The sequence below is a fragment of the Aquibium oceanicum genome (assembly GCF_001889605.1).
In the GTDB taxonomy this organism is placed as follows: Bacteria; Pseudomonadota; Alphaproteobacteria; order Rhizobiales; family Rhizobiaceae; genus Aquibium; species Aquibium oceanicum.
In genome coordinates this window covers 1,899,410-1,915,364 of record NZ_CP018171.1, presented here as the reverse complement: position 1 = coordinate 1,915,364, position 15,955 = coordinate 1,899,410, and the positions used below count along the sequence as shown (strand labels likewise).

Genomic DNA, 15,955 nt, shown 5'->3' with positions numbered 1-15,955 from the left:
CGCCCTGCAGACCATCTTGATACCGCCGCGGACTCGGCTATTGGTTTTCGCCATGTACCGCCTCCTCAGCGCAGTGCTGTGCCTCGTATCGCTGGCCGCAGGCGGCCGGATGGCGTTTGCCGTCGAGGACGCGCTGCAGGGCGTGGCGCTGGTGATCGGCAACTCCGGCTACGAACACCTGCCGCCGCTTGCCAATCCCAAGGACGACGCCCGCGCAGTGGAGGACCTGCTCGATGATCTTGGCTTCGAGACCGACCTTTCGTCCGACCGGGACGCGCGGCGGCTCGCGCGCGACCTGGAGGACTTCGCCGAGGATGCCGCGCACGCCGACGTCGCCATCCTCTACTACGCCGGGCACGGCATCGAGGCCGGCGGCGAAAACTTCATGGTTCCGGTTGATGCCGACCTGTCCGCGCTGGACGCCGCATCCGAGAGGCTGGTGCCGACCTCGCAGTTGATCGCGCGCCTGCGCCAAACCGTGCCCGTGGTGATCGTGCTGCTCGACGCCTGTCGCGACAATCCCTTCCCGCCGGGCGCGATGGTGCGCGTCGCGCCGGAAGCCGAACCCGTGGCGATGGCGCCCGAGGGCCTGGCGCCGCCGCCCGCACGTGGCGCCCGGAGGCTCGCGCCCGCCGGTGGAGAGCCCGCCCCGGAAAATCTCGGGATCGTGCTCGGTTTCGCCGCCGAACCCGGCGCGGCGGCGCTCGACGGGGCGCCAGGCGAACACAGCCCGTATGCGGCCGCGCTCCTGAAGCACCTTTCCGCCGGCGGCTACCCGTTCGGCGACGTCATGACCATGATCTCCGAGGAGGTCTATCTCAGGACCGGCGGACGGCAGACGCCGTGGATGAACACCAGCCTTCGCCGCGAATTGCGCTTCGGCGCCGCCGATCCGGCGAACGGCGAGGAGGCCGCCATCCGCGGCGAGCGGCGGCGGCTCCTGCTCGGCATCTCGGCCATCGGGCAAGCGGAGCGCCGGCAGGTCGAGGCGCGGGCGGAAAAGGCCGGCGTGCCGATGGACGCACTTTTCGCCATGCTCCAGGCGCTGGGCGCGGAAGCTGTCGCCGACCCGGCGCAACTCGACGCCGTCCTGCGCGACCAAGCCGAGCGACTGAAGTCGATGCTGGCCGAACGGCGGGCGCTCGCCCCCAGTGATCCCGAAATCGCACGGCTCGGCGGGCTCGCAGAGACGGCGCTCCGGGAAGGCGCGCTCAAGGCCGCTATCGCAATCAACGGGAAGGCCAAGGCGCGCGTCGAGGAACTGCACGCGTCCGTCGACCGGGCGGAGGGAGAAATCGCGACGCGGCGGCGCGAGTTCGCCGCCGTCTATGCCCGGAGTGCGGAGACCTACGCGCTCTCCTTCGATCATCTGCACGCGGCGGAAGACTACGGCCGCGCCTACGATGAGGTGAAGCGGTCGGACGACGACCGCGCGGTGGACTACCTGATGGCCATGGCCGAGGCCCTGGCCGACCACGGATACTACAAGGTGGATGCCGGCAGCCTGGAGCGCGCTGTGGAGGCCTATCGCGAGGCGCTCGACAATCTTCCGGCCGACGACCGCTCGCCCCGGTGGGCGAAGGCGCGTTCCGGCCTCGCCATGGCTCTGTTTACCGCCGGCGAACACGAGAGCGGAGCCGCGACGCTGGAGTCATCTGCCTCGATCCTGCGCGAAACGCTGGCGGAACTGCCTGCCGACGGGCCGGCAGAGGCGGAGCTTCGGCTCGGCAGCGACCTCGGGCTGGTGCTGTTCACCCTCGGCTGGCGCGACGACGGCACGGAGCGGCTCCGGGAGGCCGAAGCCGTGCTTCGAACGGCGCGGGCAAAGGCCGGGGAGGTCGAGAACGCGGAACTCGTCGCGCGGGTTACGAACCGGCTAGGGACTGCGCTGATGTATCTCGGCCAGCGCACGGGCGACCGGACACGCCTGTTGGAGGCCGCGGACCTCTTCCGCGCCTCGCTCGCCATTACCAGCCGCGAGGCCGCTGCGTCGGACTGGGCGTCGATGCAGAACAACCTGGCGATTGCGCTCGGCGCACTCGGCGAGATGGAGACCGGCAACGACAAGCTGGCCGAAGCCGTCGCGGCCTATCTCGAGGTCCTGAAGCTGAATACGCGCGACAGGACGCCCCTGCTCTGGGCGGAATCGCAGAACAACGTGGCGACGGCCCTGCACCGGCTGGCGGAGCGGGAGAGCAGCACCGAACGCTACGAAGAGGCGGAGGCCGCGCTCCGGCTCGCGCTCCAGGAGATTACGCGCGAGCGTTCGCCGCTGAAATGGGCGGCGGTGCAGGAGAACCTCGGCATCGTGCTGCGCAACATCGGCGAGCGCCGGAGCGACCGGTCGGTGATGGAGGCGGCCGTTGCTGCCCTGCGCAACTCTCTGACGGAGCGGACCCGCGACCGCGTTCCCGGCGAATGGGGCAATCTGCAGAACAATCTCGGCAGCGCACTCCTGTCGCTGGCAAAGGCCGGCGGACCCGAGCGTGCATATGCAGAGGCCGAAGCCGCGTTCGAGGCCGCGCTGCCGCAGCAGTCACGCGACCGCGCACCACTGGAATGGGCTAAGACACAGAACAATCTCGGGAACCTGCACTACGCGCTGGCCTCTCGCGGCGGTTCGCTGGCAGGTTTCGAGAAGGCCGCGGCGCACTACCGGCTCTCGCTCCTGGAGAACACGCGCGACCGCATGCCGCTCGACTGGGCGCTGGCGATGCACAATCTCGGTCAGACGCTGACCGAGATTGGCAAGCTTGCGCCCTCGCTGCCCGCGCTCGACGAGGCCGCCGCCGCGCTCGAAGCGTCGCGCGCGGTTTACCGAGAAGCGGGCCAGGCGCAGTACGAGACCTATTTCGAAGCGCTGCTCGCGCAGATCGAACTGGCGAAGCTGCAGATCCAGGTGTCCGAGAAGATCAGGGCGCTGAACGCGGCCGAATAGGTGGCAATCGCCCGGCCGGCCCCGGAACATTCCAACCGCTGGGCCGTTCGACCTCGCTCTGGAGGTGCGTGATGCAGACAGGCTGGTTCGACGTCCCGGTGAAGGTGGCTGCGCAGCAACCGAACGCCGTGCAGAGCGTCGCGAATGCGCGCGACGCGGCGGATTTTCTGCTGCATCGCTGGCCGCGCGAATGGGGCCGGCAGCACTACGCGGCGCGCTCGGCGTGCCTGGCCGTCCTCAAGGGGACGCGGGAACCGACGCTGGCGCGCGAAGCCTTCGCAGCCGCCGCGCGCGAAGCCGACATCCTGAAGGAGGATCTTGAGATGGCCGAGAACCAAGACCTGCCGTTCGACCGCGTCGTCACCGTGTCCGATCCCGTCGGCAGGGTCGAGATCGGCTCGGCGCGTCAGGCACGCGACTACCTGCAGAGCGCCGACTGGCCGAGCGGTGGCAACCAGGAAGACGCATTGAACACTGCGCAGGCGGCGCTGGACGGCCTGCTTTCCGCTTCGGATGCGCGCGACCGCTTCATCGAGGCGGCGCAGCAGGCCGGTGTGCTGATCTTCGAATGACGATAACCGCCGGAAAGGGGGCCGCACATTTTTGCCTGGATGGAACCTACTGCGCGACGAAGCCGCCATCGATCGGGATGTTCGTGCCGGTGACGAAGGACGCCCGATCCGAGCAGAGCCAGACGATCAGTTCGGCGATCTCTTCAGGGGTACCGATACGACCGATCGGATGCAGCGGGTCCATCATCTGCGCGCTCGACTGGGCGCCTCCCGTCGCCTGCTCGGCCAGCGAATCGAGCATGCGGGTATCGACCCCGCCGGGGCAGATCGAATTCACCCGGATGCCCTGCTTGCCATATTCGAGCGCAGCGTTCTTGGTCATGCCGTTCACGGCGTGCTTGGACGCGACATAAGGCGACAGACCGGGAAAGCCGATCAGGCCGGCGACGGAGGCGAGATTGACGATGGCGCCGCCGCCGGTCTTCAGCATCTGGGTCAGTTCCGCCTTCATGCACAGGAACGTGCCGCGCGCGTTCACCGCCATGATGCGGTCGTAGTTGTCTAGCGGCTGTTCGACGATCGGTGCGATGCGGCCCTCGATACCGGCATTGTTGCAGGCGCAGTCGAGGCGCCCGTAGGTGTCGACGGCCTTGGCGATGAGCGCATCGACCTCTTCGGGAACCGATACGTCGGCCTTCATGAAGACCGCCTCGCCGCCATTGTCGCGGATCATCGTGGCGGTCTCCTCGCCGCCGTCCACGTTGACGTCGGACAGGACGACCTTGGCCCCCTCCTGTGCGAATTTCAGCGCCGCGGCGCGGCCGATGCCGGCAGCCGCGCCGGTCACGAGTGCGATCTTGCCTGATATGATTGCCATGGGAATTCTCCGGAACGAGTGGGTTTCTGGCGTCGGACGATGAGTACCGTGTCGAGCGCCGCCGCTCCTTGATGGAGGTCAATCCTGCGCGGTTGACGTGCATCAACTACGGAACCGGACGAAGCCGTCAGACGTCTAATCGGACGGGGCAAGGACGACCTCGGACGGGACACGACGAAACGGGAGGACCGCATCCGCGGCAGTGCGACAATGTTCAACGATCGGGCAGAAGCAGGAAAGGCTCTCGGTTCCGAATTGGCGAAGATGGATCTGCACGATCCGATCGTGCTCGCCCTGCCGCGCGGCGGCGTTCCCGTCGCGGCCGAGATCGCCGATCTGCTCCATGCGCCGCTCGATCTGGTCATCGTCCGCAAGGTGGGCGCGCCGGGGAACCCCGAACTCGCGGTGGCGGCCATCGTCGACGGCAACCCGCCCGACGTGGTGCTGAACCGCGAAATCATCGAAGCCTACGGCCTGGGCGAGGCGGAACTCGACGCGCTCGTGAAGGAAGAACGCCCGGAACTGGAGCGCCGTCGCGGCGCATATCGAGGCAATCGGAAGGTGATGTCGATCAGGGACAGGACGGCTATCGTCGTCGACGACGGCGCGGCGACGGGAACGACAATGAAGGTCGCGTTGCGCGCACTCAAGCGTCGCCAGCCGCGCCGCATCGTCGTGGCGCTGCCGGTCGCGCCGCCGGATACCTGCATCGAACTCGAGCCGGAGGCGGACGCCGTCGTCTGCCTCAGCCAGCCCCCGAGTTTCCGGGCGCTGAGCCAGCACTATCGCGATTTCCGGCAGCTCTCCGACGATGAGGTAACGCAGGCGCTGCACGAGGCGGCGCGGCGCAGGAAGACGGAAAGCGCGAAGGACTGACCCGGAACGCGACTCGCCTGCTCAGAGCGGGGCTTCCACGCCGCGGCCTTCGGCCCTGGCGCGGGTGAGGCAATGCATGGCACAGGCGAGATCCTGCGCGGCGATGCCGAGCGAGCGGTAGAGCGTGATCTCTTCGGGGCCCGCTCGGCCAGGTTTCGAGCCGCCCAGCACCTCGCCGATCTCGGCGCGGACATGGTCCTTGCCGATCCTGCCACTTTCAATCGCGCCGATCACCTCGCCGGCCTGGGCGAAGGTGGAGGGGCGGTAGTCGACATAGAGCGCGGCGCGGGCCACCATCTCCTCGTCGATCTCGCGCTTGGAAGGAATGGATGCCCCGACCACGTTGAGATGCGTTCCGGGCGCGATCCAGTCGCCAGACAGCAACGGCTCGGCAGAGGACGTGACCGTGCAGACGAGATCGGCCCCATCGACGGCCGCGCGGACGTCGTCCAGCACGTCGATCTTGAGCGCCGGGTGCATTTCCCGCGCATGCGCTGCGAATCGCTCCGCCTTTTCCCGGCGGCGGCCCACGATACGAACCTCCCGCACGGGCCTGACCGCCACCATCGCCTCCAGGTGATGCTCGGCCTGTTCGCCCGCGCCGATGATGGCGAGTACGCCCGCATCCTCGCGCGCCAGCGCACGCGTCGCCACTGCACTCGCAGCCGCCGTGCGAATCGCCGTGAGCAGCCCGGCATTCATCATGGCGATCGCCGAACCGTGCTGCGATTCGAACAGAACGATCGCGCCCTGGTGCGAGGAGTAGCCCGCATCCGGATTGCCGGGGAAAAGGCTGACCAGCTTGATGCCGTAGCAGGGCGCCGTCGCTTCCGATCCGGGCATGAAGGCGCCCGGCATGACGCCCATCATGTTCGGCCTGCCAACGTCCACGATCGAGCGCAGCGGCAGGTTCGCGTTGCCCGCCGAAACCTCCTTCATGGCGCCCGCCACCACCTCGATGGCATCCCGCATGGGCAGAAGCGCGGCGACGTCGGCATCGGAAAGGACGATCATCGTGCGCGCACCGCGCCCTTGCCCCAGCCCTCGCCGGTCAGGGGAAGTCCAAGCTGTTCTTCCAGCAGCGCGGTGTAGAGCGCGGGACGCACCACGTAGGGAAAATGCCCGCCGCTCTCGAAGCGATAGGCCACGCCCGGCTTCAGCCGCGCCCGCACAGCCTCGCGCATGGGCGGCGGGATCAGCGGATCGTCGGCACCTTCGATGGTGGCGGTGCGTTCGTTCGGAAGTTCCACCGGCGGCAGTTCCGGACCCCGCTTCAGCGCGTTCAGCCGGTTGCGCAGTTCCGCCTCGGGAATGCGTCCGCCGACCTCCATCAGGAGCAGTTCGACGAGCTCCGACTGGTCGGGATGCATCTCAGCCCAGGCCTTCAACCCGGTGCCGAAGCCTGCACGCAGTTCCTCGATCGGGCCGTTGTCGAGATCGGAGCTGTAGGGCGGCTTCGTCGCAATCTCGGCGACCGAATGCAGCGTGTTGGCCGCGATCAGCCGCTCGACCCGCTCCGGATGGGTTGCCGCGAAATGCTGGACAAGATAGCCGCCGAGGGACGAGCCGAGCAGGGTCACCTTGCCGAGGTCCAGCTTTTCGCAGAGCGCGGCGATGTCGTCCGACCAATCCGCCACCCCGCCCGACACAGGATAGGACAGCGCGACGACCCGCGCGCGGTCTTTCAGGGCCTCGATCTGCTGCCAGAAGATGTCGCAGCGACCGAGTGTGCCGGGGACCAGGAGCAGGACCGGCCCGCCGGTGCCGACGTCGAGATAACCCCAGTCGCGCCCGTTCAGGTCGATCCGCCGCTCCGGATTTTCGGCCGCGAAACGGTCGCGGTCGGCGATCAGTCGGTTGGTCATGCGAAAGGGTCCTCGGTCTTCGGCCAGTAGTTCGGGGCGCGTTTGGTGAAGGGGATGTTGCCGTAGTCGGGTGTGATCGAACCCGGTGTCGCGACGTGGATAACCTCCGAGGCGATCGGCGCGAAGCCGGCATGGAAATGGTTGGAGGACTTCACGCAGACGATCTTCTTCGTCGACAGATCGATCCCGATGCCAGTGAAGGCTTCGGGGTGGAAGGTCTGGGTGCGGTTGTCGTTGACGAGGATATCGACGCCGTTCGCCTCCAGCCAGACCAGGTTGCCGAGCGGCGCGGGGAGCGAGCCGAATCGCTGCGTCAGACCGCTGGCGATGCCGCGTACCGTCACCTCGAGGTCGAGCGGATTGCCGGACATCGGCCCGCACTTGCCGCCGAGCCGCAGGTTAAGCGTCGCGCCCTTGCCCGCCTCGCGGCAGATGCGCACCGCGACGGGATCCCAGTAGATGCCGGTCGCGACATTGGTGATGCCGCGTTCGAGGATCGCCTCCAGCAGGAAAGTGGCGTCGGACGGCGCACCGCCGCCGGCATTGTCGGAGACGTCGGCCAGCACCACCGGGCCCGAGGCCGCCGCAACTGCCCGGTCGAGCGCGCCCTGGATGTCCGGATAAGGCCGCATGATCTCGTGGCGCAGCGAGAACAGGTGCCGGCCGATCTCCTCGGCAAGTGCTGCCGCCATGTCGGGATCGCCGTCGGTGATCGCCAGCATGCGCGCGCCGACGCGGGGATGGTCGCCCCAGGGAAAGCCCGCGGCGAGCGAGAGCGACAGGATGCCCTCCTCCTTCTCGCGCTCGAGAAGCATGTCGATAAAGCCGCGCATCGGCGCGTAGGGCGTGTGCATGGCACAGATCATGCGGCAGTCGAACTCGCGCATGACCGGCTTCGTCCTACCTTGGGCGGCGTCGGCGGCGAGCGTGAACAGGTCTTCCGCACGTTCGGGAATGTCGACGTGCGGATATTCCTTGTAGGCGACGAGCAGCGTCGCGTTGCCCAGCATCTCTTCCGTCAGGTGGCAATGCGGATCAAGCAGCCCGCCGATCACCGTCTTCGGCCCGGCAATGTCGCGGCAGTGCCGGATCAGGTCGCCCTCGCAATCGTCGTAACCGTCCGCGATCATGGCGCCGTGAAGGGAGAGCAGGATCACGTCAACGGGTCCGGCGGCCCGCAGGTCTGCCAGGATTTCGTCGCGGAACTCCTCGTAGACCTCCCGCACGGTCGGCCCGGCCGGCTGGGCGTGGGCGGTCAGGCTTTCCACGACCTCCCAGCCTTCCGCTTCGGCCCGGTTTCGCCAGATGTGCAGCGGCGCCGACCAGTATTCGACCGGCCCCTTGGTCGCGTCGCCATGGGCGACGACGCCTTCCTCGAAGCTCAGCCGCCCCGTCGGCAGGGGCGAGAAGGAGTTGGTTTCGGTGGAGATGCTGGCGATGAAGATCTTCATGCGGGTGTCGATTCCGGCGGCTGCGTGAAATGGCGCGCTAGCTGCGCAAGCAAGTGGATGAGGATGAGCGTGAAAGCGACGGGGATCGCCGCGGTGAACCAGGCCATGGAGATGCCCATCATCTCCGCCTTGCGTTCCAGCGTCCGCCCGATGAAACCCCGCGCCAGGCTGAAACTCGGTCCGAGCAGGGAGTAGTAGAGCACCGGCAGGACGAAGACCGCGGCGCCGGCCGCGCGCAGCAGGGCCAAGGCCGCGCCGCGGGATCCGCGGACGGAGACCATGTGCGGAAAGAGGTTCGGGTCCGAACGCTCGTGGAAGGCGACCGAGGCGCCGAGCATGCCGGCCCAGACCATCGCCCGGCGGGCAAGTTCTTCGGTCCAGACCGGCGGAGCGTCGAAGACGTAGCGGGCGACGACCTGATATCCGGCGGAAAAGGCCATGACGGCCACTGCCAGCACCGCGCCCCAGAGCGCGATCCGGTTGAGGCCGGCCGAAAGCCGGATCAGGAATGCCGCCGCCCGCAAGGCGCTATTCGCCCTTCGCCGTCTTCCAGGCGGCAAGCTGTTCCGGCGTCACCAGGCCGCTGTCGTAGACCGGCTGCGAGGCCTCCCGAAAGGCGGCGCGCGCATCGTCGCCGAGTTCGGAGATCTGCACGCCCGCTTCCTTCAGCTTGCCATAGACCGAATCCTGCGAGGCGAGCCAGTCGCGGTTGGCCTTGTTGGCGGCTTCGGCCGCGGCGTCCACCTTAGCGCGGTCTTCGTCCGAGAGCCCCTGGTACCAGTCCTCCGAGACGATGGTGATGCGCAGCGACGGTGTGATCTCGGCGTCGGTGAAGAACTTGATGAAGTCGGTGTGGCCGAAGAGCAGCGGAACGATCGGGGGGTTCAGATAGCCCTCGGCGACGCCTGTCTGCAGCGCGTTCGGCACCTCGGCCCAGCTGACGATGGTGCCGGAAGCGCCCCAGGCCTCGAACAGGTCGATCTGGCTCTCGTCCAGCGCGCGCATGCGCAGGCCCTGCATGTCGGCGACCTTCTCGACCGGTTTCTTGGTGTTGAAGATGCCCGAGCCCTGGCCGACGGTGTTGACGGCCAGCACGCGCACGCCGTGAGAGGTCGTGCCCTCGTTGATCTTCTCCAGCATGCCGCCCTCGTAGAGCGCCTTGTCGACCTCGCCCATGTCCTGGAAGAAGTATGGCAGGCGCAGGCCGTAGATCGTGTTGTCCAGCGAGCCGACGATGCCGAGCGGCGACATGGATACCTCCAGCAGGCCCTGGCTGACCTGGTCGAAGAGTTCGTCGTCGCCGCCGAGCGCGCCGCGCTGGTATTCCTCGGCCTCAATGCCGGCCTTCTTCAGCTCCTCCACGAAGGTGTGGGCCCAGACGTAGCTGCCCGAGCCCTGCAGGTCGGGTGGGCTGTCGAGCGCCACCTTGACCTGAGCCGACGCCGCCCCGGTGAAGGCGAGCGCCGCGGCGAACGCCGCCGCATACGCATATTTCGAGATGTTCATGGTCCTAACCTCCTGTTGGTTGCGCTTTGTCTTTCTTGCAGGCACTTACCCCCCGCCGACGAAGCCGAAGGCGCGTGGCAGGGCGAGGCTGATCTCGGGAAAAGCCACGAGCAGCCCCAGCACGACTATCTCGACGATGACGAACGGGACGATCGCGCGGGCCAATTCCCAATAATCGATCCTGGCGACCGCCGAGACGACCAGCAGGCAGCCGCCGAGCGGCGGCGAGATCAGGCCGATGCACAGGTTGAAACTCAAAACGATGCCGAGATGGACGGGATCGGCACCCTGGGCGAGCGCCACCGGCGCCAGAAGCGGCACCAGCAGCGCCAGAGCCACGGGCACGTCGAGCACCATGCCGGCGAGCAGGAAGACGACGTTGAGCACGATCAGGTACTGGATCGGCCCAAGCCCCAGTTCCGCGACCAGGGCCGCGATCGCCTCCGGCAGGCGCTCGAGAGCGCCGAGATGGCCGAGGGCCGCTACCGCAGTGATCAGCATGAAGATGGAGCCGGAGAGCACGGCGGTGCGCCGAAGTCCCTCCAGGATGTCCTTGCGGCTCAGCCCGTCGTAGAGAGCGCCGACGCCGAGCGCCGCGAAGACCGCGACCGCCGCCGCCTCCGTCGGCGTCGCCAGCCCGAAGACGATGCCGCCGACGATGATGAGCGGCAGGAGGAGTGCGGGCGCGGTCTGCCAGAATGTGGCGACGAGCGGCGGCGCCTCCTCGCGCGTCAGTCGGGGATGGTCGTCGCGCCAGGCATAGAAGGCATTGACGGCGAAGAGCGCGCAGGCGAGCAGCAGCCCCGGCACGATACCCGCGAGGAACAGCGCGGTGACAGAGGTGCTCATCAGTGCGCCATAGAAGATCAGGATGATCGACGGAGGGATGATCGGCCCGATGATGGACGAAGCCGCCGTAATCGCGCTGGCGTAGCTGTTGGTATAGCCCTGCTCGCGCATGGAGGGCACCAGCGTGTTCGATAACGCCGCCGCGTCGGCGACCGCGGACCCGGAAATGCCGGCGAAGAAGACGCTGGTCATGATGTTGACGTGTCCGAGCCCGCCGGGCAGCCGCCCGACGATCGCCATCGAGAGGCGGATCAGCGCGCGTGTCACCCCTCCCCTGTTCATGATCTCGCCCGACAGGATGAAAAGCGGCATCGCCATCAGCGCGAAGACGTCGATGCGCGAGAAGATCTGCTGCGGCAGGACCGCCAGATAGCGGCCGTTGCCGCTGGCGAGATAGGCGACGACGGAAGCCGCGCCGACGACGTAGGCCAAAGCCAGCCCGGAGACCAACAGCGCGATACCCGCGGCCGGCGCCAGCCAGATCACCGACGCGCTCCGCAAGCCAGCGCGACGGGCTTCGTCTTCAGCGACGAATGGCAGGCGATAACCCGCCCCCCTGCGACTTCCCCGTCTGACACCAATCCCGGCACCATCACCCCTCGAAACCGATCCTCGGAACCGTAACAGAGGCTGGGCGGCTGCCAAGCGAAATTTTCCAATCGGAAAATCGGGCCTGGCGCGTTGCGCCCGTATCCGTTCCCGAGCCAGCCTCAGAGGCGGTACTGTGGGTTGCAAGGTGTGCCGCGCCCTCTGCGCTGCGCCCACATTTTGAGCGACTGCTTCTTTTGCACTGCACAATCCGGCGCCAGCCCCGGGAATGCCTGATTTTTGGCTTCGATTTCGTCGCTTTTCCGCAACACCTAGCCGCAATCGATTTTGCGCCGCGCAATAACCTAAAACTCCTGTTGAACCGGCAAACGAGTTCCGGCAGATTTTTCGCCAGAAAGCGACGCCTGACCGACGCGGGGGCAATCACGCATACGGCGACTGACCGTCTGCTTTCGAAGTGGGCGAAATCAGGAACCATCACATGGCTATCAAGAGTCTCCTTCTGGCGTCGGCGGCGACCCTCGTCGCGGCGACCGGCGCGCGCGCGGCGGACGCAATCGTCATCCCCGAGCCGGAACCCGTCGAATACGTGCGCGTCTGCGATGCATACGGCGCAGGCTACTTCTACATCCCCGGCACCGAGACGTGCCTGAAGATTTCCGGCTACGTCTGGTATCAGATCGCTGCCGAGAGCTATGACGGCAACGACAGCCCTGATTTTCAGACCTATGGCAGTTATCCTGCGGATGAAGGCTTCATAAAGGGCGTGCGCACCCGCGTGGAATTCGACGCGCGATCGGACACCGAGTGGGGCACGTTGCGCGCCAATATCCGGCTTCAGGCGGATTGGGGCACACCTGGTGACGGGCCGGTCGGCATCGATCAGGGAATCATCCAGCTCGGCGGCCTGCGCATGGGCTACACCGAAACGGTCTGGAACGATTCCATCGGCGCCGGCGTGGCCTCCTACGGTTCGCATTCCTGGGGTGGCCTGAGCTACGGGTACCAGCAGCGCCACCAGATCTCTTACTCCTTCGGTTCGGACCAGGGGTTCGCGGCGACGCTGTCGCTCGAAGACGATACGCTTGGTGGTGAAGGCTACATGCCCGACGTGGTCGGTGCCGTGAGCTACAATCAGAGCTGGGGCGCTATCTGGGCCAAGGTCGGCTACGATGAAGATCGGAGTGCGATCGACTCGTTGAGCGATGACGGATGGGGCGTAACAGCTGGTGTCCACTACAACATCCCCGGCTTCGAGGGATCGTCGCTGCGCGTAATCGGCTACTACTCCGACAGCGACAATGCCTACGGTGTCGGCAGCCCGGCATTGGCAAGCGCGCTCGTGGCGCCCGTGGGCGGATTCGGCAACTCGGAATGGTCGGTGCTCGGATCCTATTACCACCAGTTCACTCCGACCTTCGGCGCATCCGTCGGCGCGCAGTACTTCAGCGACTTCTATCAGGGCCTGACAGACGACTCGACGGGCCTCGACGGTTACGAAGCGGAGCTGGCGCTCGTGTGGGTTCCGATCGAGAACTTCGAGGTCCGGTCGGAGGTCTACTACGACAAGATCGAGACGCTGGACGGGACCGTCTCCGGCTTCCTGCGCTTCACGCGCTTCTTCTAGAAGCGGCTTGCGAATCGCTCGCCGGGATCCGGCGGGAAAGAAAATCCAAGAGACCCGGCGGGCGATCGCCGGGTCTCTTTTTTGATTCTTCCCCGGCAATGCAGCGGGATTTCCCCTGATACGACTTTCTGTCGCCTGACGAAGCCCGATCTCCGCCCGGCGATGCACCACCATCAGCACCGGGCAGCACCTTCAGGTCGCCAACTTCGTGTCCTTTGTGCAACACAGGTTGGGCAATGGAATGGCAAGACGGCGCCAGCACGACGTTCGATGTTGAACCCGCAAACGACACGAGTATGGTCAGTCTCGAAGAAAGGGGCGCCGACGTGCATCTTTTTTTCGACATTGGGAATGGGGGCGGGGACGCGATCTTCAGCCAGAAACCCAAACCTGCTTTGAAACTTTGACTGGAGGTCAACCATGAACATCAAGAGCCTGCTTCTCGGCTCTGCCGCGGTCCTGGTCGCGGCGACCGGCGCGAAAGCCGCCGATGCAATCGTCATCCCGGAGCCGGAGCCTGTTGAATACGTGCGCGTCTGCGACGCCTACGGTGCAGGCTTCTTCTACATCCCGGGCACGGAAACCTGCCTGTCGATCTCGGGCTACGTCTGGTATCAGATCGGTGCCGGCAGCTACGACAACGTGAACGACACGTTCGGCTACTACGACACCACGCTGGGCGATGGCTTCATGAAGCAGGTCCGCACGCGCCTGAACTTCGACGCGCGTTCGGACACCGAGTGGGGCACGCTGCGCGCCTTCATCCGTCTGCAGGCCACTTTCGGTTCAGGTATCGGCGACGGTCCGGTGTCGGTCGACCAGGGCTACATCCAGCTCGGCGGCCTGATGATGGGTTACTCCGAATCGTTCTGGGCTGACTCCAAGAACGGCGGTCCGTCCAACTACGGTTCGCACACCTGGGGTGGTCTCTACTACGGCTACCAGCAGCGTCACCTGATCGGTTACCGCTTCAATGGCTCCAACGGCTTCTTCGCCGCGGTGGCTCTCGAAGACGATACGCTCGGCGGCGAGGGCTACATGCCCGACCTGGTCGGCAAGATTGGTATCGCTCAGGGTTGGGGCGCCGTGTGGGCTCGTGCGGCCTATGACGAGAGCTTCGACGACATCGTCGGCGTGGATGGTGGCTTCGCTGCTCAGCTCGGCCTTCAGTACAACATCGCGAGCATGCCCGGCACCTCGATCCGCGTCCTCGGCTTCTACGCTGACGGTGACCACTCCTACAACGTCGGCGCTCCGAGCTGCTCGCCCGGTTGCGTGACCGGCGGTGCCGAGTGGAGCATCCTGGGTTCGCTGAACTACCAGATCAACCCGACCCTCGGCATTCAGGTTGGTGCTCAGTATTTCAGCGACCTCTACGTAGCAGGCACGGACGTCTCCACTGGCACCGATGCATGGGCGGCTGAAGTCGGCTTCGTCTGGGTTCCGGTCGAGAACTTCGAAGTGCGCACCGAGGTGGTCTACACCGACCGCGGCGAGTTCCAGGGCGTAGCCGGTGGCTACGATCCGGATGGCACCGTCTCCGGTTACCTGCGCTTCACGCGTTACTTCTAATCGGCTTACGAGCTGATGAGGAAAACCCGGCGGGCAACCGCCGGGTTTTTTCGTTTGCCGAACGGAGCCATGGCGACTACGCAATGCGAGTTGTCCGATCCGGGGAGTGACATGACTACCGAGTTCACGCGCCGCGACGTGCGGCTGTCGAACTGGCGCGAATATCCCTACAGCCGCTGGACCTTCCAGAACGTGAGCGAACTCGTACCGGTCGCTCCGATCAGCTGGCCGCGCGGCGAGGACGAGGCGTCACCCGGTTCGGACCGGATCCGGGATATGCCGCTGCGGCTTCCTGGAGGCTTGCAGACCAGTGCGCTGGAACATCTGACGCAATCCCACGGCGATGCCTTCGTCGCCATGCGCGGTGGCCATCTGATTGCCGAGTGGTATGCGCCGCACAGCGCTCCCGACGCGCCGCATCTCATCTTTTCAGTCTCCAAGTCCGTGGCAGGTCTTCTCGCCGGCATCGCAGCGGAGGAAGGATTGCTCGATCCGGACGCGCCGGTAACAGAATACGTTCCCGTTCCCCAGTGTGGAGCCTTTTCCGATGCAACTGTCCGGCACCTGCTGGACATGACGGTCAGCCTCCGGTTCGAGGAGAACTATCTCGATCGGCAGAGCGATTTCGATCGCTATCGCCGCGCCATGCTGTGGAACCCCGAACGCGATGGCGGCAAGACAGAGACGCTCGAGGAGGTGCTCTTATCGCTGCCGAAAGATGATTACGAACACGGGGAGCGCTATCACTACGCCTCGCCGGTGACAGACATGCTCGGGCTCGTCGTCGAACGCGCCGCCGGCCGGCGCTATCACGCATACCTCGCCGAGAAACTCTGGCGGCAGATGGGTGCGCGGGGTTCCGCCTACGTGACCCTCGACCGCGAGGGCACGGCGCGCGCGGCGGGCGGCATCTGCGCCACCGCGCGCGACCTCGCCCGCCTGGGCCAGATCGTTCTGCGCGGCGGCATTGCCGACGGGCATCAGGTCGTTCCGCGCGCCTGGATCGACGACATCGCCGCGAATGGGGACCGCCGCCTCTTCGCGCGGGAGGACGGATCCTTCCCCAATGGCCACTACCGCTCTTGCTGGTATGCCACCGGCGACGACCACGGCAGCCTCGCGGCGATCGGCATCCATGAGCAGTGGATCTGGATCGACCCGGTGCGCGACGTCGTGCTGGTGAAACTCTCGTCCCGCCCTGAACCAACCGACGACGACGCCACGCGGCGCGAGATCGCCGCGCTCGGCCAGATCGCGCGTGCAATCTGAAGCGCACGGTCGTGACGACGATCGTCGGGGAACGGGTTTCGGTCTGATGTAAGACGCAGTCAAA

At 66.3% G+C, this 15,955-nt stretch carries 13 protein-coding genes; 6 read left to right on the top strand and 7 right to left on the bottom strand.

Features of this window, described 5'->3' with window-relative positions:
• The first annotated feature begins 52 nt into the window (after positions 1 to 52).
• Both BSQ44_RS09475 and BSQ44_RS09470 read left to right on the top strand, forming a co-directional pair.
• The gene (locus tag BSQ44_RS09475) at positions 53 to 2,938 is read left to right on the top strand and encodes a caspase family protein (protein WP_072603383.1); all 2,886 of its coding nucleotides are present in this window, start codon (positions 53 to 55) and stop codon (positions 2,936 to 2,938) included.
• Positions 2,939 to 3,009: 71 nt separating this feature from the next.
• Positions 3,010 to 3,510, top strand: coding sequence for a DUF982 domain-containing protein (locus BSQ44_RS09470; protein ID WP_072603381.1), 501 nt, complete (start codon positions 3,010 to 3,012; stop codon positions 3,508 to 3,510).
• Between the two features lie 46 nt (positions 3,511 to 3,556).
• Here BSQ44_RS09470 and BSQ44_RS09465 read toward each other — a convergent pair whose 3' ends face one another.
• Positions 3,557 to 4,327, bottom strand: coding sequence for an SDR family oxidoreductase (locus BSQ44_RS09465; RefSeq protein ID WP_072603379.1), 771 nt, complete (start codon positions 4,325 to 4,327; stop codon positions 3,557 to 3,559).
• A gap of 264 nt (positions 4,328 to 4,591) precedes the next feature.
• Here BSQ44_RS09465 and BSQ44_RS09460 point away from each other — a divergent pair, with 264 nt between their 5' ends.
• Positions 4,592 to 5,203: a phosphoribosyltransferase gene (locus tag BSQ44_RS09460; protein WP_335622706.1), complete on the top strand. Its 612-nt coding sequence runs from the start codon at positions 4,592 to 4,594 to the stop codon at positions 5,201 to 5,203.
• Positions 5,204 to 5,224: 21 nt separating this feature from the next.
• On the opposite strand, the gene BSQ44_RS09455 is transcribed toward BSQ44_RS09460, so the two are convergent.
• Genes BSQ44_RS09455 through BSQ44_RS09430 form a run of 6 tightly spaced genes read right to left on the bottom strand, consistent with a single transcriptional unit; the run spans position 5,225 to position 11,360 of the window.
• Positions 5,225 to 6,217 (bottom strand): ornithine cyclodeaminase family protein, encoded by a 993-nt coding sequence (locus BSQ44_RS09455; RefSeq protein ID WP_072603375.1) that lies wholly within the window; start codon positions 6,215 to 6,217, stop codon positions 5,225 to 5,227.
• Entirely contained in the window at positions 6,214 to 7,068 is an 855-nt protein-coding gene (locus tag BSQ44_RS09450) for an alpha/beta fold hydrolase (RefSeq protein ID WP_072603373.1), read from the bottom strand. The genes BSQ44_RS09455 and BSQ44_RS09450 overlap by 4 nt, the downstream gene beginning before the upstream one ends.
• The gene (locus BSQ44_RS09445; RefSeq protein ID WP_072603371.1) at positions 7,065 to 8,519 is read right to left on the bottom strand and encodes a M81 family metallopeptidase; all 1,455 of its coding nucleotides are present in this window, start codon (positions 8,517 to 8,519) and stop codon (positions 7,065 to 7,067) included. The genes BSQ44_RS09450 and BSQ44_RS09445 overlap by 4 nt, the downstream gene beginning before the upstream one ends.
• Positions 8,516 to 9,043, bottom strand: coding sequence for a TRAP transporter small permease (locus BSQ44_RS09440; RefSeq protein ID WP_072603369.1), 528 nt, complete (start codon positions 9,041 to 9,043; stop codon positions 8,516 to 8,518). The genes BSQ44_RS09445 and BSQ44_RS09440 overlap by 4 nt, the downstream gene beginning before the upstream one ends.
• A gap of 4 nt (positions 9,044 to 9,047) precedes the next feature.
• A complete protein-coding gene (locus BSQ44_RS09435; RefSeq protein ID WP_072603367.1) occupies positions 9,048 to 10,025 on the bottom strand; it encodes a TRAP transporter substrate-binding protein in 978 nt (325 codons plus the stop codon).
• A gap of 45 nt (positions 10,026 to 10,070) precedes the next feature.
• A complete protein-coding gene (locus tag BSQ44_RS09430) occupies positions 10,071 to 11,360 on the bottom strand; it encodes a TRAP transporter large permease (RefSeq protein ID WP_072603365.1) in 1,290 nt (429 codons plus the stop codon).
• Positions 11,361 to 11,904: 544 nt separating this feature from the next.
• On the opposite strand from BSQ44_RS09430, the gene BSQ44_RS09425 reads away from it, so the two are divergent.
• From BSQ44_RS09425 to BSQ44_RS09415, 3 genes are all read left to right on the top strand, one after another.
• On the top strand, positions 11,905 to 13,050 hold the full coding sequence (locus tag BSQ44_RS09425) for a porin (protein WP_072603363.1): 1,146 nt from the start codon (positions 11,905 to 11,907) through the stop codon (positions 13,048 to 13,050).
• A 420-nt stretch (positions 13,051 to 13,470) separates the two neighbouring features.
• The gene (locus BSQ44_RS09420) at positions 13,471 to 14,622 is read left to right on the top strand and encodes a porin (protein WP_072603362.1); all 1,152 of its coding nucleotides are present in this window, start codon (positions 13,471 to 13,473) and stop codon (positions 14,620 to 14,622) included.
• Between the two features lie 111 nt (positions 14,623 to 14,733).
• A complete protein-coding gene (locus tag BSQ44_RS09415; RefSeq protein WP_072603361.1) occupies positions 14,734 to 15,891 on the top strand; it encodes a serine hydrolase domain-containing protein in 1,158 nt (385 codons plus the stop codon).
• The last annotated feature ends 64 nt before the right edge of the window (positions 15,892 to 15,955 follow it).